General features: G+C 69.2%; 15 protein-coding genes. 11 read left to right on the plus strand and 4 right to left on the minus strand.

Annotated features, from left to right (window positions below; all coding sequences use genetic code 11):
• The first annotated feature begins 51 nt into the window (after nucleotides 1-51).
• From D8S75_RS05220 to D8S75_RS05245, 6 genes are read left to right on the plus strand one after another with little or no spacing between them, the layout of a single operon-like run.
• Nucleotides 52-618: an RNA polymerase sigma factor gene (locus D8S75_RS05220; protein WP_119964894.1), complete on the plus strand. Its 567-nt coding sequence runs from the start codon at nucleotides 52-54 to the stop codon at nucleotides 616-618.
• A complete protein-coding gene (locus tag D8S75_RS05225; RefSeq protein WP_119964895.1) occupies nucleotides 615-1058 on the plus strand; it encodes a DUF3619 family protein in 444 nt (147 codons plus the stop codon). Before D8S75_RS05220 ends, D8S75_RS05225 begins: the two co-directional genes overlap by 4 nt.
• Nucleotides 1059-1075: 17 nt before the next feature.
• On the plus strand, nucleotides 1076-1945 hold the full coding sequence (locus D8S75_RS05230) for a DUF3106 domain-containing protein (RefSeq protein WP_119964896.1): 870 nt from the start codon (nucleotides 1076-1078) through the stop codon (nucleotides 1943-1945).
• 26 nt (nucleotides 1946-1971) lie between these two features.
• Entirely contained in the window at nucleotides 1972-2493 is a 522-nt protein-coding gene (locus tag D8S75_RS05235) for an RDD family protein (RefSeq protein WP_119964897.1), read from the plus strand.
• 42 nt (nucleotides 2494-2535) lie between these two features.
• Complete coding sequence (locus tag D8S75_RS05240; RefSeq protein WP_119964898.1) at nucleotides 2536-2934, plus strand: diacylglycerol kinase; 399 nt, start codon at nucleotides 2536-2538, stop codon at nucleotides 2932-2934.
• Nucleotides 2927-3520, plus strand: a complete 594-nt coding sequence (locus D8S75_RS05245) for a TIGR00730 family Rossman fold protein (RefSeq protein WP_119964899.1) — start codon at nucleotides 2927-2929, stop codon at nucleotides 3518-3520. The genes D8S75_RS05240 and D8S75_RS05245 overlap by 8 nt, the downstream gene beginning before the upstream one ends.
• Before the next feature lie 33 nt (nucleotides 3521-3553).
• Here D8S75_RS05245 and D8S75_RS05250 read toward each other — a convergent pair whose 3' ends face one another.
• Together D8S75_RS05250 and D8S75_RS05255 are read right to left on the minus strand one after the other, a co-directional pair.
• On the minus strand, nucleotides 3554-3892 hold the full coding sequence (locus D8S75_RS05250) for a P-II family nitrogen regulator (protein WP_119964900.1): 339 nt from the start codon (nucleotides 3890-3892) through the stop codon (nucleotides 3554-3556).
• Between the two features lie 49 nt (nucleotides 3893-3941).
• Complete coding sequence (locus tag D8S75_RS05255; RefSeq protein WP_119964901.1) at nucleotides 3942-5600, minus strand: NAD+ synthase; 1659 nt, start codon at nucleotides 5598-5600, stop codon at nucleotides 3942-3944.
• A gap of 68 nt (nucleotides 5601-5668) precedes the next feature.
• Here D8S75_RS05255 and D8S75_RS05260 point away from each other — a divergent pair, with 68 nt between their 5' ends.
• Nucleotides 5669-6877, plus strand: coding sequence for a GNAT family N-acetyltransferase (locus D8S75_RS05260; RefSeq protein ID WP_119964902.1), 1209 nt, complete (start codon nucleotides 5669-5671; stop codon nucleotides 6875-6877).
• A 10-nt stretch (nucleotides 6878-6887) separates the two neighbouring features.
• Here the strand turns inward: D8S75_RS05260 and D8S75_RS05265 are convergent, their stop codons facing one another.
• Together D8S75_RS05265 and D8S75_RS05270 are read right to left on the minus strand one after the other, a co-directional pair.
• A complete protein-coding gene (locus tag D8S75_RS05265) occupies nucleotides 6888-8624 on the minus strand; it encodes a methyl-accepting chemotaxis protein (RefSeq protein WP_119964903.1) in 1737 nt (578 codons plus the stop codon).
• A 256-nt stretch (nucleotides 8625-8880) separates the two neighbouring features.
• Nucleotides 8881-11454, minus strand: a complete 2574-nt coding sequence (locus D8S75_RS05270; RefSeq protein WP_119964904.1) for a bifunctional diguanylate cyclase/phosphodiesterase — start codon at nucleotides 11452-11454, stop codon at nucleotides 8881-8883.
• A 270-nt stretch (nucleotides 11455-11724) separates the two neighbouring features.
• Here D8S75_RS05270 and sufB point away from each other — a divergent pair, with 270 nt between their 5' ends.
• The 4 genes from sufB to D8S75_RS05290 all read left to right on the plus strand — a co-directional run bounded on the left by sufB (nucleotide 11725) and on the right by D8S75_RS05290 (nucleotide 16530).
• Entirely contained in the window at nucleotides 11725-13179 is a 1455-nt protein-coding gene (gene sufB, locus D8S75_RS05275; protein WP_119964905.1) for a Fe-S cluster assembly protein SufB, read from the plus strand.
• A gap of 84 nt (nucleotides 13180-13263) precedes the next feature.
• Nucleotides 13264-14034 carry a Fe-S cluster assembly ATPase SufC gene (gene sufC, locus D8S75_RS05280; protein ID WP_119964906.1) on the plus strand — a complete coding sequence of 257 codons (771 nt, stop codon included), beginning with the start codon at nucleotides 13264-13266 and terminating at the stop codon, nucleotides 14032-14034.
• A 2-nt stretch (nucleotides 14035-14036) separates the two neighbouring features.
• On the plus strand, nucleotides 14037-15284 hold the full coding sequence (locus D8S75_RS05285) for a SufD family Fe-S cluster assembly protein (protein WP_119964907.1): 1248 nt from the start codon (nucleotides 14037-14039) through the stop codon (nucleotides 15282-15284).
• A 1-nt stretch (nucleotide 15285) separates the two neighbouring features.
• Nucleotides 15286-16530: an aminotransferase class V-fold PLP-dependent enzyme gene (locus tag D8S75_RS05290; protein WP_232828936.1), complete on the plus strand. Its 1245-nt coding sequence runs from the start codon at nucleotides 15286-15288 to the stop codon at nucleotides 16528-16530.
• Nucleotides 16531-16622 lie beyond the last annotated feature (92 nt).

Raw genomic sequence — 16622 nt, forward strand, 5'->3', positions numbered from 1 at the left:
CGCGACCCGGTGCAGCGCAAGCCGGGCTGCCCTCCTCCTGCCCGTCACCTCTTGGCCACCGAAAAAGAACTCTCGGACTTCCTCAAAAGCGTGGAGAAACGCGCCTTCAAGCGCTCCCTCTACCACGTGCGCAATGAGGAATCGGCCCTGGATATCGTGCAGGAAAGCATGATGCGGCTGGCCGAGCACTATGGTGATAAGCCCGCGAACGAGTTGCCCATGCTGTTCCAGCGTATCCTGTCCAACTGCACGCTGGACTGGTTCCGGCGCCAGAAGACGCACAACGCCCTGTTCTCGCACATGAGCGACTTCGAGGGCGGCGGCGAAGACAGCGATTTCGACCTGCTCGAAGCCTGGAGCGGCCCTGACGGCGGCGAACAGGCCCAGAGCGCGGAGGACACGGTCCGGCGTGGCCAGACATTGCGCGACATCGAGTTTGAAATCCAGGAACTGCCCCCGCGTCAACGGGAAGCGTTCCTGATGCGTTACTGGGAAGAGATGGATGTGGCGGAAACGGCGGCCGCGATGGGCTGCTCGGAGGGCAGTGTCAAAACCCACTGCTTTCGCGCCATTCAGACCCTCAGCAAGGCGCTGAAGGCCAAAGGAATCAACCTATGAACACTTCGCCCCCCTACACCGCCGAGCAGGCCACCGACCGGTTCGCCCAGCGCGTCGCGGCACGCCTGTCGGATGGCGCCAGCGACCTGCCCTACGACATCTCCGAGCGCCTGCGCGCCGCGCGCATGCAAGCCCTGGCCCGCCGCAAGAAACCGGTCGCCATCGTTCGCCACGCGCCGGTGCTGGTGCATGCGGGCCACAGCGCGGCCCTGGGCGGCGGCAACGGCGGCATGCGCTGGTGGCAATCGCTGCTGTCGGCCGTTCCCATCATGGCGCTGCTGGCCGGACTGGTCGTGGTCAACCTCGACCTGGACGAAGCCGGCGCCCTGGAGGTGGCCGAAGTGGATGCCGCGCTGCTGGCCGATGACCTGCCACCAGCCGCCTACTCCGACCCCGGGTTCGTCCAGTTCCTGAAATCCGGCGGCGCGCAAGACCATTGACCCTGGCACCAGCCTGCATGCACGCACCCGGCACCGCGCCCACCATTCCACGCGCTCACCGCTCCACGCCAGCCATCGTGCTGGCGTTGGCGTTGCTGGGCGCACTGACCATGGGCAGTTATCTGGTGGTCCAGCAGGTGCGCATGGCGCCGGGCACGGTCATGGTGGCGGCCGACACCCCACCCCAACCCATGGCCGGCACAAAGGATGTCCGACCGAACGGAAATGCACCCACCTTCCAGCGCGAAGGACCGGGCTGGGAAACCCTCAACACACCGCAAAAGCTCGCCCTCTACCCCCTGGCCGAGCGCTGGGCCTTGCTCAGCGGGCTGCAGAAGCGTCGCTGGCTGGCGCTGGCCCAGACCTTCCCGAACCTGCCCCCCGAGGAGCAGGCCCGGATGCACGACCGCATGACGGAGTGGGCCAGCCTGAGTGCCCAGCAGCGCAACCAGGCGCGGCTCAACTTCGCCGTCACCAACCGCCTCGCCCCGGACGACAAGCGCAGCCAATGGGATGCCTACCAGGCCCTCAGCGACGAGGACAAGCGCAAGCTCGCCGCCCGGGCCGGCGCCGTCAAGCCGCAAGGCGCGGCCACGGCGCTCAAGCCCGTTCCGCAACGCAAGCTAGCCAAGGTGCCGGCCGCCCTGAATGCCCCGGGCAATCCGGCCAACCCTCCCAAGGTGCCGCCCCCCGCCACCCATGCCCCCGCTCCCCGGATCGCGGCGCCGGGCACGGCGCCAGAAAGCCGGACAGAAGCTCCGGATACCACGGGCATGCCGGCATCGCCCATGACGGCTGTTCCACCGGCCGCCGCCGCGTCCGCACCGGCACTGCCGGCCTCCACGGCGCCATCGGACGCCCTGCCGGCCAACCCCTACCTGAACTGACCCCCGAGATGCCCGCGCCCTCTACCATGACCCCACCTCTGGCGGCTTCCCCGGCTCCGGCCTCGATGCAGGCACCGAAGCTGGCGCGCCGCATGGCCTGCTGGCTCTATGAGGGCATGCTGATGTTCGGCGTGGTCTTCATCGCTGGCTACCTGTTCGGCACCCTGAGCCAAACGCGCAACGCCCTGGACAACCGCAACGCCCTGCAGGCCTTCCTGTTCGTCGTCTTTGGCATCTATTTCACCTGGTTCTGGGCCAAGGGCCAGACCCTGGCCATGAAAACCTGGCACATCCGCGTGGTGGACGCGGCCGGACGCCCCCTGACGCAGGCGCGCGCGCTGGGCCGCTACGTGCTGAGCTGGCTGTGGTTCCTGCCGCCGCTGGTGGCCGTGGCGCCGTTCTCGCTGCCCGGTGGCGAAGTGGCCGTGATCGTGTTCGGTTGGGTCGCCGTCTGGGCGCTGGCCAGCCGGCTGCATCCGCAGCAGCAGTTCTGGCATGACGCGCTGGCCGGCACGCGGCTGGTGCATTCCGAACCCCTTGGCGGTTGAGCGGGGCCGCCCCCGGCTGGCAGGCTGCACGACAATACCCGCATGTCTTCCCCCACCCCCTTCGCCAACCCCCAGAAAGCCCGCAGTGGCCTGCAACGCCTGTGGCACGCCACGGGCTACTCGCTGCAGGGCCTGCGCACGGCCTGGGGCGAAACCGCCTTCCGCCAGGAAGCCATCGCCGCGCTGGTGCTGCTGCCCGCCGCGTTCTGGCTGGGCCGCGGCTGGGTGGAAACCGCCCTGCTGGCCGGCACCGTGGTGCTGCTCATGGTGGTGGAACTGCTCAACACGGGGATCGAGGCGGCCATCGACCGCATCGGCCCCGAATGGCATGAACTCTCCAAGCGCGCCAAGGACATGGGCAGCGCCGCCGTGCTGCTGAGCCTGCTGCTGTGCGCGGGCGTCTGGGGCGCGGCCCTCTACCAAAGGTTTTTGCATGGCTGAACCCGCTTTTTCCCTCTGCGTCTACTGCGGCTCGCGCCCTGGCGAGAATCCGCTGTTCGCCGATGCTGCGCGCGCCGTGGGCGCCTGGATCGGCCAGCACGGCGGTCAGCTGGTCTACGGCGGCGGCAGCGGCGGCCTCATGGGCACCGTGGCGCGGGCCACGGCCGAGGCGGGCGGGCGCGTGGTGGGGGTGATTCCGCAGTCGCTGGTGGACCGCGAGTTCGCCAACCATGATTGCGACGAGCTGCACATCGTGCAGACCATGCACGAGCGCAAGGCCCTGATGGCCGAGCGCAGCGGCGCCTTCCTGGCGCTGCCCGGCGGCATCGGCACGTTCGAGGAACTGTTTGAGGTCTGGACCTGGCGCCAGCTGGGCTACCACGGCAAGCCCATCGGCCTGCTCAACGTGGCGGGCTACTACGACGGCCTGCTGGCCTTCCTGCGCGGCAGCGTGGCCCAGGGCTTCATGGGGCCGTGGCAGATGGACCTGGTGGATGCCAGCGACGACGCCGCCGCGCTGCTCGGCCGCCTGGCGCAGGCGGCGCAAGGCGCGGCGCCCGGGCCAGCGCTGCGCACGGTGATCTGACGCCCTGCGGTACGACGCGCAGGGCCAGAAGCCTCAGACGGCCGATTCGTCCAGGTCGCCGGTACGGATGCGCACCACGCGCTCGACCGCCGTGACGAAGATCTTGCCGTCGCCGATCTTGCCCGTGCGGGCCACGTTGACGATGGCGTCGACGCAGCGGTCCAGGTCTTCCGACTTGACCACCACCTCGACCTTCACCTTGGGCAGGAAGTCCACCACGTACTCGGCGCCACGGTAGAGCTCGGTGTGCCCCTTCTGGCGGCCGAAGCCCTTGACCTCGGTGACCGTGAGGCCGGTGACGCCGCACTCGGCCAGGGCCTCGCGGACCTCTTCGAGCTTGAAGGGCTTGATGACGGCGGTGATCATTTTCATGGTGGGGTACTCCTTGATGCTGCGAATGGGGGGGGGGCCGCCGCTGGATTCAGGCGCGGAAATGGCTGGTGATGGGATAGCGCCAGTCCTTGCCAAAACTGCGGCGCGTGACGCGGATGCCCACGGGCGCCTGGCGGCGCTTGTATTCATTGACCTTGATGAGCCGCGTCACGCGCTCGACGTCGGCGCGCTCGAAGCCGGCGGCGATGATGCCCTCGATCGGCTCATCGTTCTCCATGTAGCGCGCCACGATGGCGTCCAGCACCTCGTAGGGCGGCAGGCTGTCCTGGTCCTTCTGGTCGGGGCGCAGCTCGGCGCTGGGAGGGCGCGTGATGATGCGCTCGGGAATGGGGTTGGCACCCGTGCCGTAGGGATCGTTGGCGTTGCGCCAGCGCGCCAGCGCGAACACCGTGGTCTTGGCCACGTCCTTGATGGGCGCGAAGCCGCCCGCCATGTCGCCGTAAAGCGTGCAGTAGCCCGTGGCCAGCTCGCTCTTGTTGCCGGTGGTCAGCACCACGGCACCGAACTTGTTCGACAGCGCCATCAGCAGTGTGCCCCGGATGCGCGCCTGCAGGTTCTCCTCGGTGGTGTCCTCGGCGCGGCCGGTGAAATGCGGCGCCAGCGCGGCCTTGAAGGCCTCAAACTGCGGCGCGATAGCGATCTCGTCGTACTGCACGCCCAGGCGCTCGGCCATGTCGCGCGCATCGATCCAGCTGATGTCGGCCGTGTAGGGCGAGGGCATCATCACCGTGCGCACCTTGGCGGCGCCCAGGGCATCGACCGCGATGGCCAGCACCAGCGCCGAATCGATGCCGCCCGACAGGCCCAGCAGCACGCCAGGAAAACCGTTCTTGCCCACATAGTCGCGAACACCCAGCACCAGCGCGTCCCACAGGTCGGCTTCCAGGCTGCGCTCGGGCGCCACATCAGCTATCATTTTAATAGCGCCCGGCGCTTTATCCACCTGCGTGAAAACCAGCTTTTCTTCAAAACCAGGGGCCCGTCCCGCCACGTTGCCCTGGGCATCGAGCGCGAACGAACGGCCCTCGAACACCACCTCATCCTGACCGCCGACAAGGTGGGCATAGACCAGCGGCAGGCCGGTTTCGCGCACCCGGTCGCGCATGGTTTGCTCGCGCTCGGCGCTCTTGCCCATGTGGAAGGGCGAGGCGTTGATCACGGCCAGCAGCTCGGCACCCGCCTGGGCGCTGTCGCGCGCGGGCCCCGCATGCCAGGCGTCCTCGCAGATCAGCAGGCCCACGCGCACACCCTGCACCTCGAACACACAGGGCTCCTGGCCCGGCACGAAGTAGCGGCGCTCGTCGAACACCTGGTAGTTGGGCAGTTCGCGCTTGGCGTAGGTACGCTCGATGCGGCCGTCGCGCAGCACGCTGGCGGCGTTCAGGCAGGGGGCGAACGCCGGCGCATCCGGCGCGGCGCGCTGGGGATGGCCCAGCACGATCACGAGGTCTTTCAGCCCCGCCGTCTCGCGGGCCACCGCCTTCACGGCATCATCGCAGGCGGAGAGAAAAGCCGGGCGCAGGAACAGGTCCTCGGCCGCATAGCCGCACAGGGCCAGCTCGGGAGTCAACAGCAGTCCGGCACCGGCGGCATGGGCCTGGCGCGCCGCATCGACGATCCTGCGCACATTTCCGGGCAGGTCGCCCACCACAAAATCAAGCTGCGCTGTGCAAATGGAAAGCGTCATGGAATGGAAACCGGCCGCCGTGGCCGCAGAAAAAACCGCCGGGCCGGCGCTGGGCCGGGGAGAGGTACATGGCTGAAAACACCATTATCACCCGCGTATCGACCTCCTTGCAGGAGGTCGACGCGGCGGCCTGGAACGGCCTGCTCGCCCGGCAAGCCCACCCCACGCCCTTCATGCGCCACGAATACCTAGCGGCCCTGGAGGCCAGCGGCAGCGCTACCCCCGACACGGGCTGGACGGCACGGTTCATCACGCTGTGGGACGGTGCCACGCTGGTGGCGGCCTGTCCGCTGTACCTCAAAAGCCATTCCTACGGCGAATACGTGTTCGACTGGGCCTGGGCCAACGCCCATGCCGAGCACGGCCTGCCCTACTACCCCAAGGCCCTGGTGGCGGTGCCTTTCACGCCGGTGCCGGGCACGCGCCTGATGGCGCGGGATGCGCAGGCCCGGGGCGCCCTGGTGCGGGCGCTGCGCCAGTGGTGCGAGGAGGCCGGTGTCTCCTCGCTGCACCTGCTGTTTGCCGTCGACGAAGATCTCGATGCCTGCGCGCAGGCTGGCCTGATGCAGCGCCAGACCGTGCAGTTCCACTGGAAGAACGCCGCGCCCGGCAGCGACTCGGGCTACCGTGGCTTCGACGGCTTCCTGGAGCACCTGAACCAGGAGAAGCGCAAGAAAATTCGCCAGGAGCGCCGCCGCGTGGCCGAGGCCGGTGTCACGTTCCGCTGGCTGCGGGGCACGGACATCGGCCCCGGCGAATGGGATTTCTTCTACCGCTGCTACGCCCACACCTACTGGGAGCATGGCAATCCGCCCTACCTCACGCGTGATTTCTTCACGCGCATGGCGGCGCACATGCCCGAGGCCTGGGTGCTGTTCATCGCCGAGCGCGAGGGCCGCCCGATTGCTAGCAGTTTGATAGCTATTGACGCTTATCCATCGGGCGATAGAGGCACAAAAGATACAGAATCCGTGGCCTACGGGCGCTACTGGGGCGCGCTGGAGCGCGTGGACTGCCTGCATTTCGAGGCCTGCTACTACCAGCCGCTGCAGTGGTGCATCGAGCACGGCGTGCGGCGCTTCGAGGGCGGCGCCCAGGGCGAGCACAAGATGGCCCGCGCCCTGTTGCCCGTGCCCACGCGCAGCGCGCACTGGCTGGCCCATCCGGCCTTCGCCGACGCCGTGGACCGCTACCTGCAGCGCGAGACGCAAGGGATGGCGCAGTACCTGGAGCACCTGCGGGCGCACAGCCCGCTGCGCCGCCCCGCAGGGCCCTGAGCCCCCCCGCTCAGAAGCTTTCCCAATCGTCCTTGCCGGCCGTGGCCGCTTGCGCCCGCGCCGGGGCCGGTTCCGCTGGCGCGCCAGCGGCCCGGGCCGGGCGCCCCGGCAAGGCGGCATGGGCGCGCGCTGCCGTGTGCGGCTTGCCCGGCGCGGCCTGCCGCCGCGCGGGCTTGTGGCCACCACCGCCGGCGGGCGCACTCGATTGCTGTTGCGACAGCTTGAAGACCGACACCGCGCCCACCAGCTCCTTGGCCTGGTGGCTCAGGCTGCCCGCCGCGGCGGCCATTTCCTCCACCAGCGCGGCGTTCTGTTGCGTGACCTGGTCCATCTGCGTGATGGCCTCGCCCACCTGCGAAACGCCCGTGCTCTGTTCGCTGCTGGCCGCGCTGATCTCGCCCATGATGTCGGTCACGCGGCGGATTGCCGTCACAACCTCGGTCATGGTCACGCCGGCCTTGTCCACCAGCGCGCTGCCCTGCTCCACGCGCTCCACGCTGTCGGTGATGAGCTGCTTGATCTCCTTGGCCGCCTCGGCGCTGCGCCCGGCCAGGCTGCGCACCTCGCTGGCCACCACGGCGAAGCCCCGGCCCTGTTCGCCCGCGCGCGCCGCCTCCACCGCCGCATTGAGCGCCAGAATGTTGGTCTGGAACGCGATGCCGTCGATCACGCTGATGATGTCGGCGATCTTGCTGCTGCTGTCGTTGATGCCCTTCATGGTGTCCACCACCTCGGCCACCACCGCGCCGCCCTGGCCCGCCACCTCGGACGCGCTCAGGGCCAACTGGTTGGCCTGGCGCGCGTTGTCGGCGTTCTGCTTGACCGTGGCATTGAGTTCCTCCATCGACGCCGCCGTCTCCTCCAGGGCGCTGGCTTGCTCCTCCGTGCGGCTGGACAGGTCGTGGTTGGCCGAGGCGATCTGCGCGCTGGCCGACGCCACGCCCTCGGCGTTGCTGCGCACGCCCGACACCACATGCGCCAGGTTGTCGCGCATGGACGCCAGGCCGCCCAGCAACTGGGTGATCTCGTCGCGCCCCTTCGCCTCGATAGGCACCGTGAGGTCACCCTGCGCCACGGCGCCGGAGATCTGCACCGCATTGCCCAGGTCGCGCGCGATCTGGCGGATCATGGCGCCGCCCATCAGCACCGCGATCAGCACGCCCACCACCACCGCGCCCACCGCCAGGGCCCGGATGGTCTGGTAGGTGGCCAGGCCCCGGTCGTATTCGGCGCGCGCCATGTCCAGTTGCACCTGCAGGAGCTTGCCCAGCACGTCCTGCAAGGGGTCGATGGCCGGGTACATCTCCTTGGCGGCATAGGCGGTCAGCGCGCCCATGTCCCCGGCGCCGAGCATGGACTCCAGGGTGCCGATGGCCGCATCGGCCTTGGCCTGCAGCTGCTTGAACCGCTCCGCCAGCTGCTTTTCCTCGGGCACCAGTTCCGTGGCCAGATAGGCGGACCAGTTGGTCTGGATCTCCTTGCGCGCGGCCGCCAGCAGCTGCGTGCCCTGCTGGAAGGTCAAGGCGCCGTCGCGCACCTTGTGCGCCGTGTCCACCACGTTGACGGCATACATGTCGGACACGGTCTTGATCTGCTTGAGCGGCACGACCCGGTCTTCGTACACGGATTTCATGCCCGCATTCGACTGCCCCATGCCGAAGATGCCCGCACCGCCCACCAGCAGCACCAGGCAGCACAAGATCGCCAACAAGACCGTCAGTCGCGTGGAAATTTTGAAGCGGTTCATCTTTCTCTCCTAAAAGCACATCGGAGTGGAATGACGGCTTCCAGGGCATCTTCCGGCTGCCCTGAGCCGTCTCCCTGCAGAGAATCACGGATGAAAACACCCCAGCCTGCCCACGGCGGTTCTGGCGCCGGGGGAAATGCGCCGGGGCCTGGGTGGGGCCTCTTTCAACGGCGTTGTGGCTTGGATCGGGTGAGCGGCTTCAGGATACCAGTGTTTACATTTTTTTGCACTCTGTCCGGTGTGGCCCGGCGGGCGCTCAGCCCCGGGGCAGGCCCTGCTCCAGTGCGGCCAGGAACTGCGGCGCCGGCACCGGGCGGCCAAAGAAATAGCCTTGCACCTCGACGCAACCCTGGGCCTGTAGGAAGGCGAGCTGCCCCACCGTCTCCACCCCCTCGGCGATGGTCTGCATGCCCAGGCTGCCGGCCATGGAGATGATGGCGCTGACGATGGCCCGGTCGTCCGGATCGTCGGCGATGTCGCGCACGAAGGACTGGTCGATCTTGAGCTTGTAGACCTTGAATTTCTTGAGGTGGCTGAGCGACGAGTAACCCGTGCCGAAATCGTCGATCGACAGCAGCACGCCGCACTGGTGCAGCCGGTCCATCATGGCGATGGCGGCGGCCGGGTCCGTCATGGCCACGCCCTCGGTCAGTTCCAGCTCCAGGCAATGCGCGGGCAGCTGCGCCTCGGCCAGGATGCTGTCGATCAGCTGCGGGAAGTCGGCCTGCCGGAACTGCACCAGCGACAGGTTCACGGCCATGGTCAGCACATGGCCCGAGCGCATCCACTCCTTGAGTTGCTGCGTAGCGGTGCGCAGCACCCATTCGCCGATGGGCAGGATCATGCCGCTGCTTTCAGCCACTGGAATGAATTCCGCCGGAGAGACCTGCCCCAGGTCGGGATGGTTCCAGCGCAGCAGGGCTTCGGCCCCGATGATGGTGCCGGTGGCCACCGACACCTGGGGCTGGTAGTGCAGCTGCAGCTGGTTGCGCTCCAGCGCCCGCCGCAGGGCGTTCTCCAGCAGCAGGGCACGCTCGGAACGCGCCTGCATTTCGGCCGTGAAGAAGCGGAACTGGTTGCGCCCGCACTGCTTGGCGTAGTACATGGCCGCATCGGCGCAGCGCGACAGGGTGTCGAAATCGGCGCCATCGTTCGGGAACATCGCGATGCCGATGCTGGGCGTGACGATCAGTTCGTGCGATTCGATCTCGAAGGGCTCCGCGGCGGCCTGCAGCAGCTTCTCCGCCACGTGGGCCGCGCCCAGCGCATCGGTGTCGGGCAGCACCAGCACGAATTCATCGCCGCTGAGCCGCGACACCGTGTCCTGCTCGCGCACCAGCATCGTCAAGCGCCGCGCCAGCGCGCTCAGCAGCTCATCGCCCACGCGGTGCCCGAGTGAATCGTTGACGTTCTTGAAGTGGTCCAGGTCCAGGAACATCAGCGCCACCATGTTGCCATTGCGCTGCGCGCCGCTCAGCGCGTACTGGCAGCGGTCCGCCAGCAGGCTGCGGTTGGGCAGGCCGGTCAGGACGTCGAAGTGCGCGAGCTGGCGCACCTTCTCCTCGGACTCCTTGTTCTTGGTGATGTCGCGCGAAAGCACCACGAAGCGCGGCGCCTCGCCATAGCCGACCGCCTTGCGGGCCACGGAGAGCTCGAACCAGCGCGGCCCGATCTCCAGCGGCAGGCAGATCTGCACCCCGGTGGACCAGGTCTTTTCGTTCGCCTCCTTCAGCGCATCAAGCACCTTGCCGGCCTGCTCCGGCGGCATGACCTCCTGCACCGTGCGGCCCAGCAGCTCGTTGCTGGGCCGTGCAAGCAGTTCCTCGCGCGGCGAATGCGTGCTGTAGTAGCGGCCATCGAGCCCCACCTCGAAGAGCAGGTCGGGAATGGCATTGACCGTGGCCTCCAGGTGCTGCTGCGTGGCCCGGATCTCGGCGGTGCGCTCGGCCACCAGCGCTTCGAGCTGGACATCGTGCAGGCGCATGGCATAGAGCAGCCAGGCCAGGTAGGCCAACAGGGCGCTGAACAGGGCTCCCAGCACCGCCTCGACTATCAGCCCCGTGCGGTTGACCCAGCCGCCCACCGGTGCCACGCTGAGGGTCCACACCCCGTTGGGCAGCTCCAGGGTGCGCGACACCGGCGCGTCCAGCGCCTTCTCGCCCCAGGCCGCGATGCTCTGGCGCGCGCCCGTTTCGGGCAGGATGCGCCACAGTTCGTAGGCGTAGCCGCGCTCGCGCAGCAACGGCAGGCGCGCGGCGTCGAGGGCCTCGGGAAACCGCAGCGTGGCGTAGCTGAACCCCCAGAACGCGCGATGGCCCTGCATGTCGGTCAAGAAGATCGGCAAGCGGCCCACCACCCCCATGCCGCCCTGCGCCAACTGCAGCGGCCCCGCCAGCGTGAGGTGGCCGGTATCGCGCGCCAGGCGCGCTTCCTTGTTCTGCGCCACGTCCTTGAGCTGGTCGAAACCGATGCTCCTTTCGTTGCCCGCGCGCGGCACCACGCAGCAAATCACGCCGCCGGGTGAAAGGCCCAGCGCGGCGATGCCCGGATAGAACGGCAGCATCTCAGTGGCCACGCCGTCGAAGTCCTGCACCTGGCCATTGCCCTGGCGCACCAGGGCGGCAATCGCGTAGGTGGCCGACAAGGCCCGCTCGATGCCGCGCTGCAGCGACTGCGCGTGGTCGGCCGCCAGGTCGGCCGCCAAGGCACGGGTCCGGTGGCTTTCCTGTTCCGCCGAATGGCGCAGCCACGCGATGACCAGCAGCAAGCCGCACGCAAACACCAGCAGCGATAGCAGCCACTGGCGCTGGCGAGGTGTGAGGGTAGGCATCGGTCGTAAGGATGTGCTACTGGCGAATTGATTGTCCACCATCGGATCGGCAAGCATGCACAGGCATCCACAGAAACCGGCAAAACGCCTGGCCCGCGTCGCGCCTGTGCCGCAGATCCCGCCGCACAGCGGCGGATGCCCATGGCAATGGCGCGGGCACAGGCTTGAAAGCTTGCAGCCTTGTTTAAAGATTCATACGATATGAATATTAAAACATCCCCACCGAGGCCCCACCCATGACCCCCGCACCCCACCGCCCGGAGCACCGCCATGTCCAGCATTGAGCAGGCCGCCCCCCTGGCCCAGGCGCTGCAACAGCCCTACCGGCACGGCTTCGTCACCGACATCGAGTCCGATTCCCTGCCCCCGGGGCTGGACGAAGGCACGATCCGCGCCATTTCGCGGCGCAAGCGCGAGCCCGAGTTCCTGCTGCGCTGGCGCCTGGCCGCCTTCGAGCGCTGGCTGACCATGGCGCCGCCCGACTGGGCGCACCTGCGCATGGAGCCAGTGGACTTCCAGGCCCTGTCGTATTTCTCGGCGCCCAAGTCGCTCAAGGACGGCCCCAAGAGCCTCGACGAGGTGGACCCCAAGCTGCTGGAAACCTACGAAAAGCTCAACGTGCCCCTGCACGAACGCGCCCGCCTGGCCGGCGTGGCGGTGGACGCGGTGTTCGACTCGGTGTCCGTGGGCACCACCTTCCGCGAGCAGCTCGCCGAGGTGGGCGTCATCTTCTGCTCGTTCTCGCACGCCGTGGAGCACCACCCGGAACTGATCGAGCGCTACCTGGGCAGCGTGGTGCCGGTGGGCGACAACTTCTACGCCGCGCTCAATTCGGCGGTGTTCTCCGACGGCTCCTTCGTCTACATCCCCCAGGGCGTGAAATGCCCGATGGAGCTGTCGTCGTACTTCCGCATCAACGCGCGCAACACCGGGCAGTTCGAGCGCACGCTCATCATTGCCGAGGAAGGCAGTTCGGTCAGCTACCTCGAAGGCTGCACAGCGCCGCAGCGCGACGAGCACCAGCTGCACGCCGCCGTGGTGGAGCTGGTGGCGCACGACGACGCCTTCATCAAATACTCCACCGTGCAGAACTGGTACCCCGGCGACGAGCAGGGGCGCGGTGGCATCTACAACTTCGTCACCAAGCGCGGCCTGGCCGCCGGCAAGCGCTCGCGCATCGCCTGGACGCAGATCGAGACCGGCTCGGCCATCACCTGGAAGTACCCCAGCGTGGTGCTGCGCGGCGACGGGTCCAACGGCGAGTTCCATTCCATCGCCGTGTCCAATCACTTCCAGCAGGCGGACACCGGCACCAAGATGATCCACCTGGGCCAGAACACCACCAGCCGCATCGTCTCCAAGGGCATCAGCGCGGGCCATGCGCACAACAGCTACCGCGGCCTGGTGCGCGTTAACGGCGGAGCGGCAGGCGCGCGCAACCACACGCAGTGCGATTCGCTGCTCATCGGCCCGGATTGCGGCGCGCACACCTTCCCCTACATCGACACCGCGCGCGGCGACGCCGTGGTCGAGCACGAGGCCACCACCACGCGCATCTCGGAAGAGCGGCTGTTCTATTGCCAGCAGCGCGGCATCGACCCGCAGGAGGCCACGGCGCTGATCGTCGGCGGCTTCTGCCAGGCCGTGCTCGAAGAGCTGCCCATGGAATTTGCGCTGGAGGCCAAGGCCCTGCTGGCCGTCTCGCTCGAAGGCGCGGTGGGCTGACAACGCCTGTTTACAAGCAAAAAACGGCTCCAGCCCTTATCCATAAAGCGTCACCAGCTATCAAATTTGAAAGAAGGACACCCCATGACAACCCCCTCCCCCCTGCTGCAAGTGCGCGACCTGCGCGTGAACGTGGGCGAGCGCACCGTGCTGCACTCGGTCTCGCTCGACGTGGCACCCGGCGCCCTGGTAGTGCTGATGGGTGCCAACGGCAGCGGCAAAAGCACGCTGGGCCTGACGCTCGCCGGCCACCCGAGCTACCGCGCCGCCGCCGGCCAGGCGCTGTTCGGCGGCCAGGACCTGCTGGCCATGAGCGCGCATGAACGCGCGCGCGCCGGTCTGTTCGTCTCGTTCCAGGCGCCGCCCGACATCCCCGGCGTGAAGAACAACCTGTTCATCCGCAGCGCCCTCAACGCCGTGCGCGAAGCGCGCGGCGAGGAGCCACTCGACGCCTTCGACTTCCTGGCCAGCGCACGCGAGGCCGCCAAGCAGCTCGGCCTGCCCGAGGCCATGCTCGGCCGCCCGGTCAACGAGGGCTTCTCGGGCGGCGAGCGCAAGCGCAACGAACTGCTGCAATTGGCCCTGCTGCGGCCGCGCCTGGCCGTGCTCGATGAAATCGACTCGGGCATGGACGTGGACGGCGTGCGTGCCGTGGTGCAACTGGTGCAGAGCCTGCGCGCGCAGGGCACGGCCTTCGTGGTCGTCTCGCACTACCTGCACCTGATCGAATCGCTGGAGCCCGATGCCGTGCTGCGGCTGGACCAGGGCTGCATCGCCGAAACAGGTGGCCTGGAACTGGCGCGCGGCATCGCCCGCACCGGTTTCGCGCGCGCCGCCGACCCCGTGGAGGCCTGAACATGGACACCGCCCGCGCCGACGCCCTGGCCGCCCACGAACGCCTGCGCACGCACGGCTGGATCGCAGCACGCGCCGAAACCTTCCGCCACCTGCCGCCGCCGGCGGCCGACACCTGGCTCCAGGGTCCGGCCGACGGCGCCACGCCCGGCTGCGACGCGCCACCGCTGGCCGGCGCCGGCTGGACGCTGCACCCGGTGGGCCACGCCCCGCAAGGCAGCGTGCAGGCGCGCTGGCTCGACGCGCTGGACCCGGCGCAGCGCGCCGAGCTATTTGCTGGCCTGCCGCAACCCGGCGACGGCGACGCCGCCCCCTTCGCCTGGGCCCACCGCGCGCTGTGCCGCCAGGGCCTGCGCCTGCGCGTGCAGGCCACGCCCGGCAAGGCCGGGCCGGACCAGGGCACCGTATGGCTGCAACTGCGCCACCAGCCCCGCGCGCAGGCCGAGGCCCCGCTGCTGGTGCTCGACATCGACCCCGGCGTGCACTGCGTGCTGATCGAAACGCACGAGCGCGAAACCGCGCAGTGCGGCCAGGCCGTGGCGCAAAACCTGCACACCCACATCCACCTCGGCGCGGGCGCCACGCTGCGGCACCTGCGCATCGCCGCGCCGGGCGCCGGTGACCAGATAGCGCACCATGTTCACGCCCGGATCGACACCCACGCCCACTATGAGCAGGCCCTGGTGGCCACCGAAGGTGCCTACCACCTACAGCGCACCCTGCTCGACCTGCAGGGCCACCACGCCACCGCCCACGCGTCCGGCCTGCTGCTGGCCGCCGGCCAGGCGTTGGAGCAGCAGGTGCACACTGCGCACCACGCGGCCCACACCACCAGCCAGGTGGAGACCCTGGCCCTGGCCAGCGGCGCCGCGCGCGTGGTGGCCAACGCCCACACCCGCATCGCCCCGGGCGCCGACGAAGCCGCCGTGCGCCAGCGCCTCACCGGCATCCCGCTCGCCGGCCGGCCCCGGCTGGTGATGCGCCCGCACCTTGAAATCCAGCACGACCAGGTGCAGGCCGCGCACGGCGCCACCTGGGGCGCGCTGCCCGAGGACGCCCTGTTCTACGCCCGCCAGCGCGGGCTGGACGACGCCAGCGCGCGCGCCCTGGTCGTCGAGGGCATGGCCCACGCGCTGCTGGAGCGCTGCATAGACCACCCCGAGCTGCTGGCCACCTGGCTCAGCGACGGCTGGCTGACCCAAGCCATCGCGCGCCACCTGGCCACGGCACAGGAGACCCACCATGAGTGAGATGCATGCCCTGATAGACCTCGGGACCGGCCTGCGCGCGCAGTTCCCGGTGTTGGAGCAGCGCGTGCATGGCCAGCCGCTGGCCTACCTCGACAACGCGGCCACCACGCACATGCCGGTGGCCGTGCTCGACGCCCTGCGCGCCTTCGAGACGCAGGACCGCGCCAACATCCACCGGGGCGTGCACACGCTGAGCCAGCGCGCCACCGACGCCTTCGAGCGCGCGCGCAGCGACCTCAAGCGCTTCGTCGGCGCGGGGGCAGACCATGAACTGGTCTTCACCTCGGGCACCACCGAGGCGCTCAACCTCGTGGCGCATGGCCTGTGGGCCGATGGCCCCGCATCCGCCTGGCTGCGCGCGGGCGACGAGATCATCGTCAGCGGCCTGGAGCACCACGCCAACCTCATCCCCTGGCAGCAGGCAGCGCGCCGCAGCGGCGCCACGCTGCACATCCTGCGCCCGGACGCGCAGGGGCGCCTGCACACCGCCGACCTGGAGCGCCTGCTGACGCCGCGCACGCGCGTGCTGGCCCTCACCGCCGGCGCCAACGCCACCGGCGAGCGCCCGCCCTATGAAACCCTGCTGGCCCTGGCGGCCCGCGCTGGCGCGCTCACCGTGCTCGACGCCGCGCAGGCCGTGGGCCACGCCATGCCCGGCATCGCCACGCTGGACTGCGACTTCATGGCCTTCTCGGGCCACAAGATGTACGGCCCCATGGGCACCGGCGCCCTGGTGGGTCGCCGCACCGCGCTGGAGCGCCTGGCGCCGCTGCGCCTGGGCGGCGACATGGTGGAGTGGGTCAGTTACGAGGGCGCCGGCTTTGCCGGCCTGCCGGCCCGGCTCGAAGGCGGCACGCCCAACGTGGCCGGCGCCGTGGGCCTGGCGGCGGCAGCGGCGTTCATCGAGCGCACCGGCCGCGCCACCCTCGACGCGCATGTGCACGCCCTGCGCGCGCACGCCGCCACGGGGCTGGCCGCCATCGACGGCGTCACCGTGCTGGCGCCGCAGGCCCACCAGTCGGCGCTGGTGTCCTTCGTGGCCGAGGGCGTGCACCCGCACGACATCGGCACCCTGCTTGACGGCCAGGGCATCGCCGTGCGCACCGGCCACCACTGCGCCCAGCCGCTGCTCGACCACCTGGGCCTGGGGCCCACCACGCGCGCCTCGTTCGCCGGCTACAACACCCACGAAGAAGTGGAGCGCCTGCTCGCGGGCGTGGCACGTTCCCTGGAGATATTGAAGTGAAACACCCCCCTGTGTCGCTTCGCGCCTTCCCCCCGCTCTCGCCTCGCTGCGCGATGCGGGCAGGGGGACGCCACCGGTGCGGCGGGGCGGCC

Source organism: Simplicispira lacusdiani, assembly GCF_003604195.1.
GTDB classification, from domain to species: domain Bacteria; phylum Pseudomonadota; class Gammaproteobacteria; order Burkholderiales; family Burkholderiaceae_C; genus Simplicispira; species Simplicispira lacusdiani.

Bases quoted from the DNA above. Each gene is read 5' to 3' on its own strand.
- D8S75_RS05290 (WP_232828936.1), top strand. From the start codon at position 15,286: ATGCATGCCCTGATAGACCTCGGGACCGGCCTGCGCGCGCAGTTCCCG.
- D8S75_RS05235 (WP_119964897.1), top strand. From the start codon at position 1,972: ATGACCCCACCTCTGGCGGCTTCCCCGGCTCCGGCCTCGATGCAGGCA.
- sufB (WP_119964905.1), top strand. From the start codon at position 11,725: ATGTCCAGCATTGAGCAGGCCGCCCCCCTGGCCCAGGCGCTGCAACAG.
- D8S75_RS05230 (WP_119964896.1), top strand. From the start codon at position 1,076: ATGCACGCACCCGGCACCGCGCCCACCATTCCACGCGCTCACCGCTCC.
- sufC (WP_119964906.1), top strand. From the start codon at position 13,264: ATGACAACCCCCTCCCCCCTGCTGCAAGTGCGCGACCTGCGCGTGAAC.
- D8S75_RS05240 (WP_119964898.1), top strand. From the start codon at position 2,536: ATGTCTTCCCCCACCCCCTTCGCCAACCCCCAGAAAGCCCGCAGTGGC.
- D8S75_RS05225 (WP_119964895.1), top strand. From the start codon at position 615: ATGAACACTTCGCCCCCCTACACCGCCGAGCAGGCCACCGACCGGTTC.
- D8S75_RS05265 (WP_119964903.1), bottom strand. From the start codon at position 8,624: ATGAACCGCTTCAAAATTTCCACGCGACTGACGGTCTTGTTGGCGATC.
- D8S75_RS05250 (WP_119964900.1), bottom strand. From the start codon at position 3,892: ATGAAAATGATCACCGCCGTCATCAAGCCCTTCAAGCTCGAAGAGGTC.
- D8S75_RS05255 (WP_119964901.1), bottom strand. From the start codon at position 5,600: ATGACGCTTTCCATTTGCACAGCGCAGCTTGATTTTGTGGTGGGCGAC.
- D8S75_RS05285 (WP_119964907.1), top strand. From the start codon at position 14,037: ATGGACACCGCCCGCGCCGACGCCCTGGCCGCCCACGAACGCCTGCGC.
- D8S75_RS05270 (WP_119964904.1), bottom strand. From the start codon at position 11,454: ATGCCTACCCTCACACCTCGCCAGCGCCAGTGGCTGCTATCGCTGCTG.
- D8S75_RS05260 (WP_119964902.1), top strand. From the start codon at position 5,669: ATGGCTGAAAACACCATTATCACCCGCGTATCGACCTCCTTGCAGGAG.
- D8S75_RS05245 (WP_119964899.1), top strand. From the start codon at position 2,927: ATGGCTGAACCCGCTTTTTCCCTCTGCGTCTACTGCGGCTCGCGCCCT.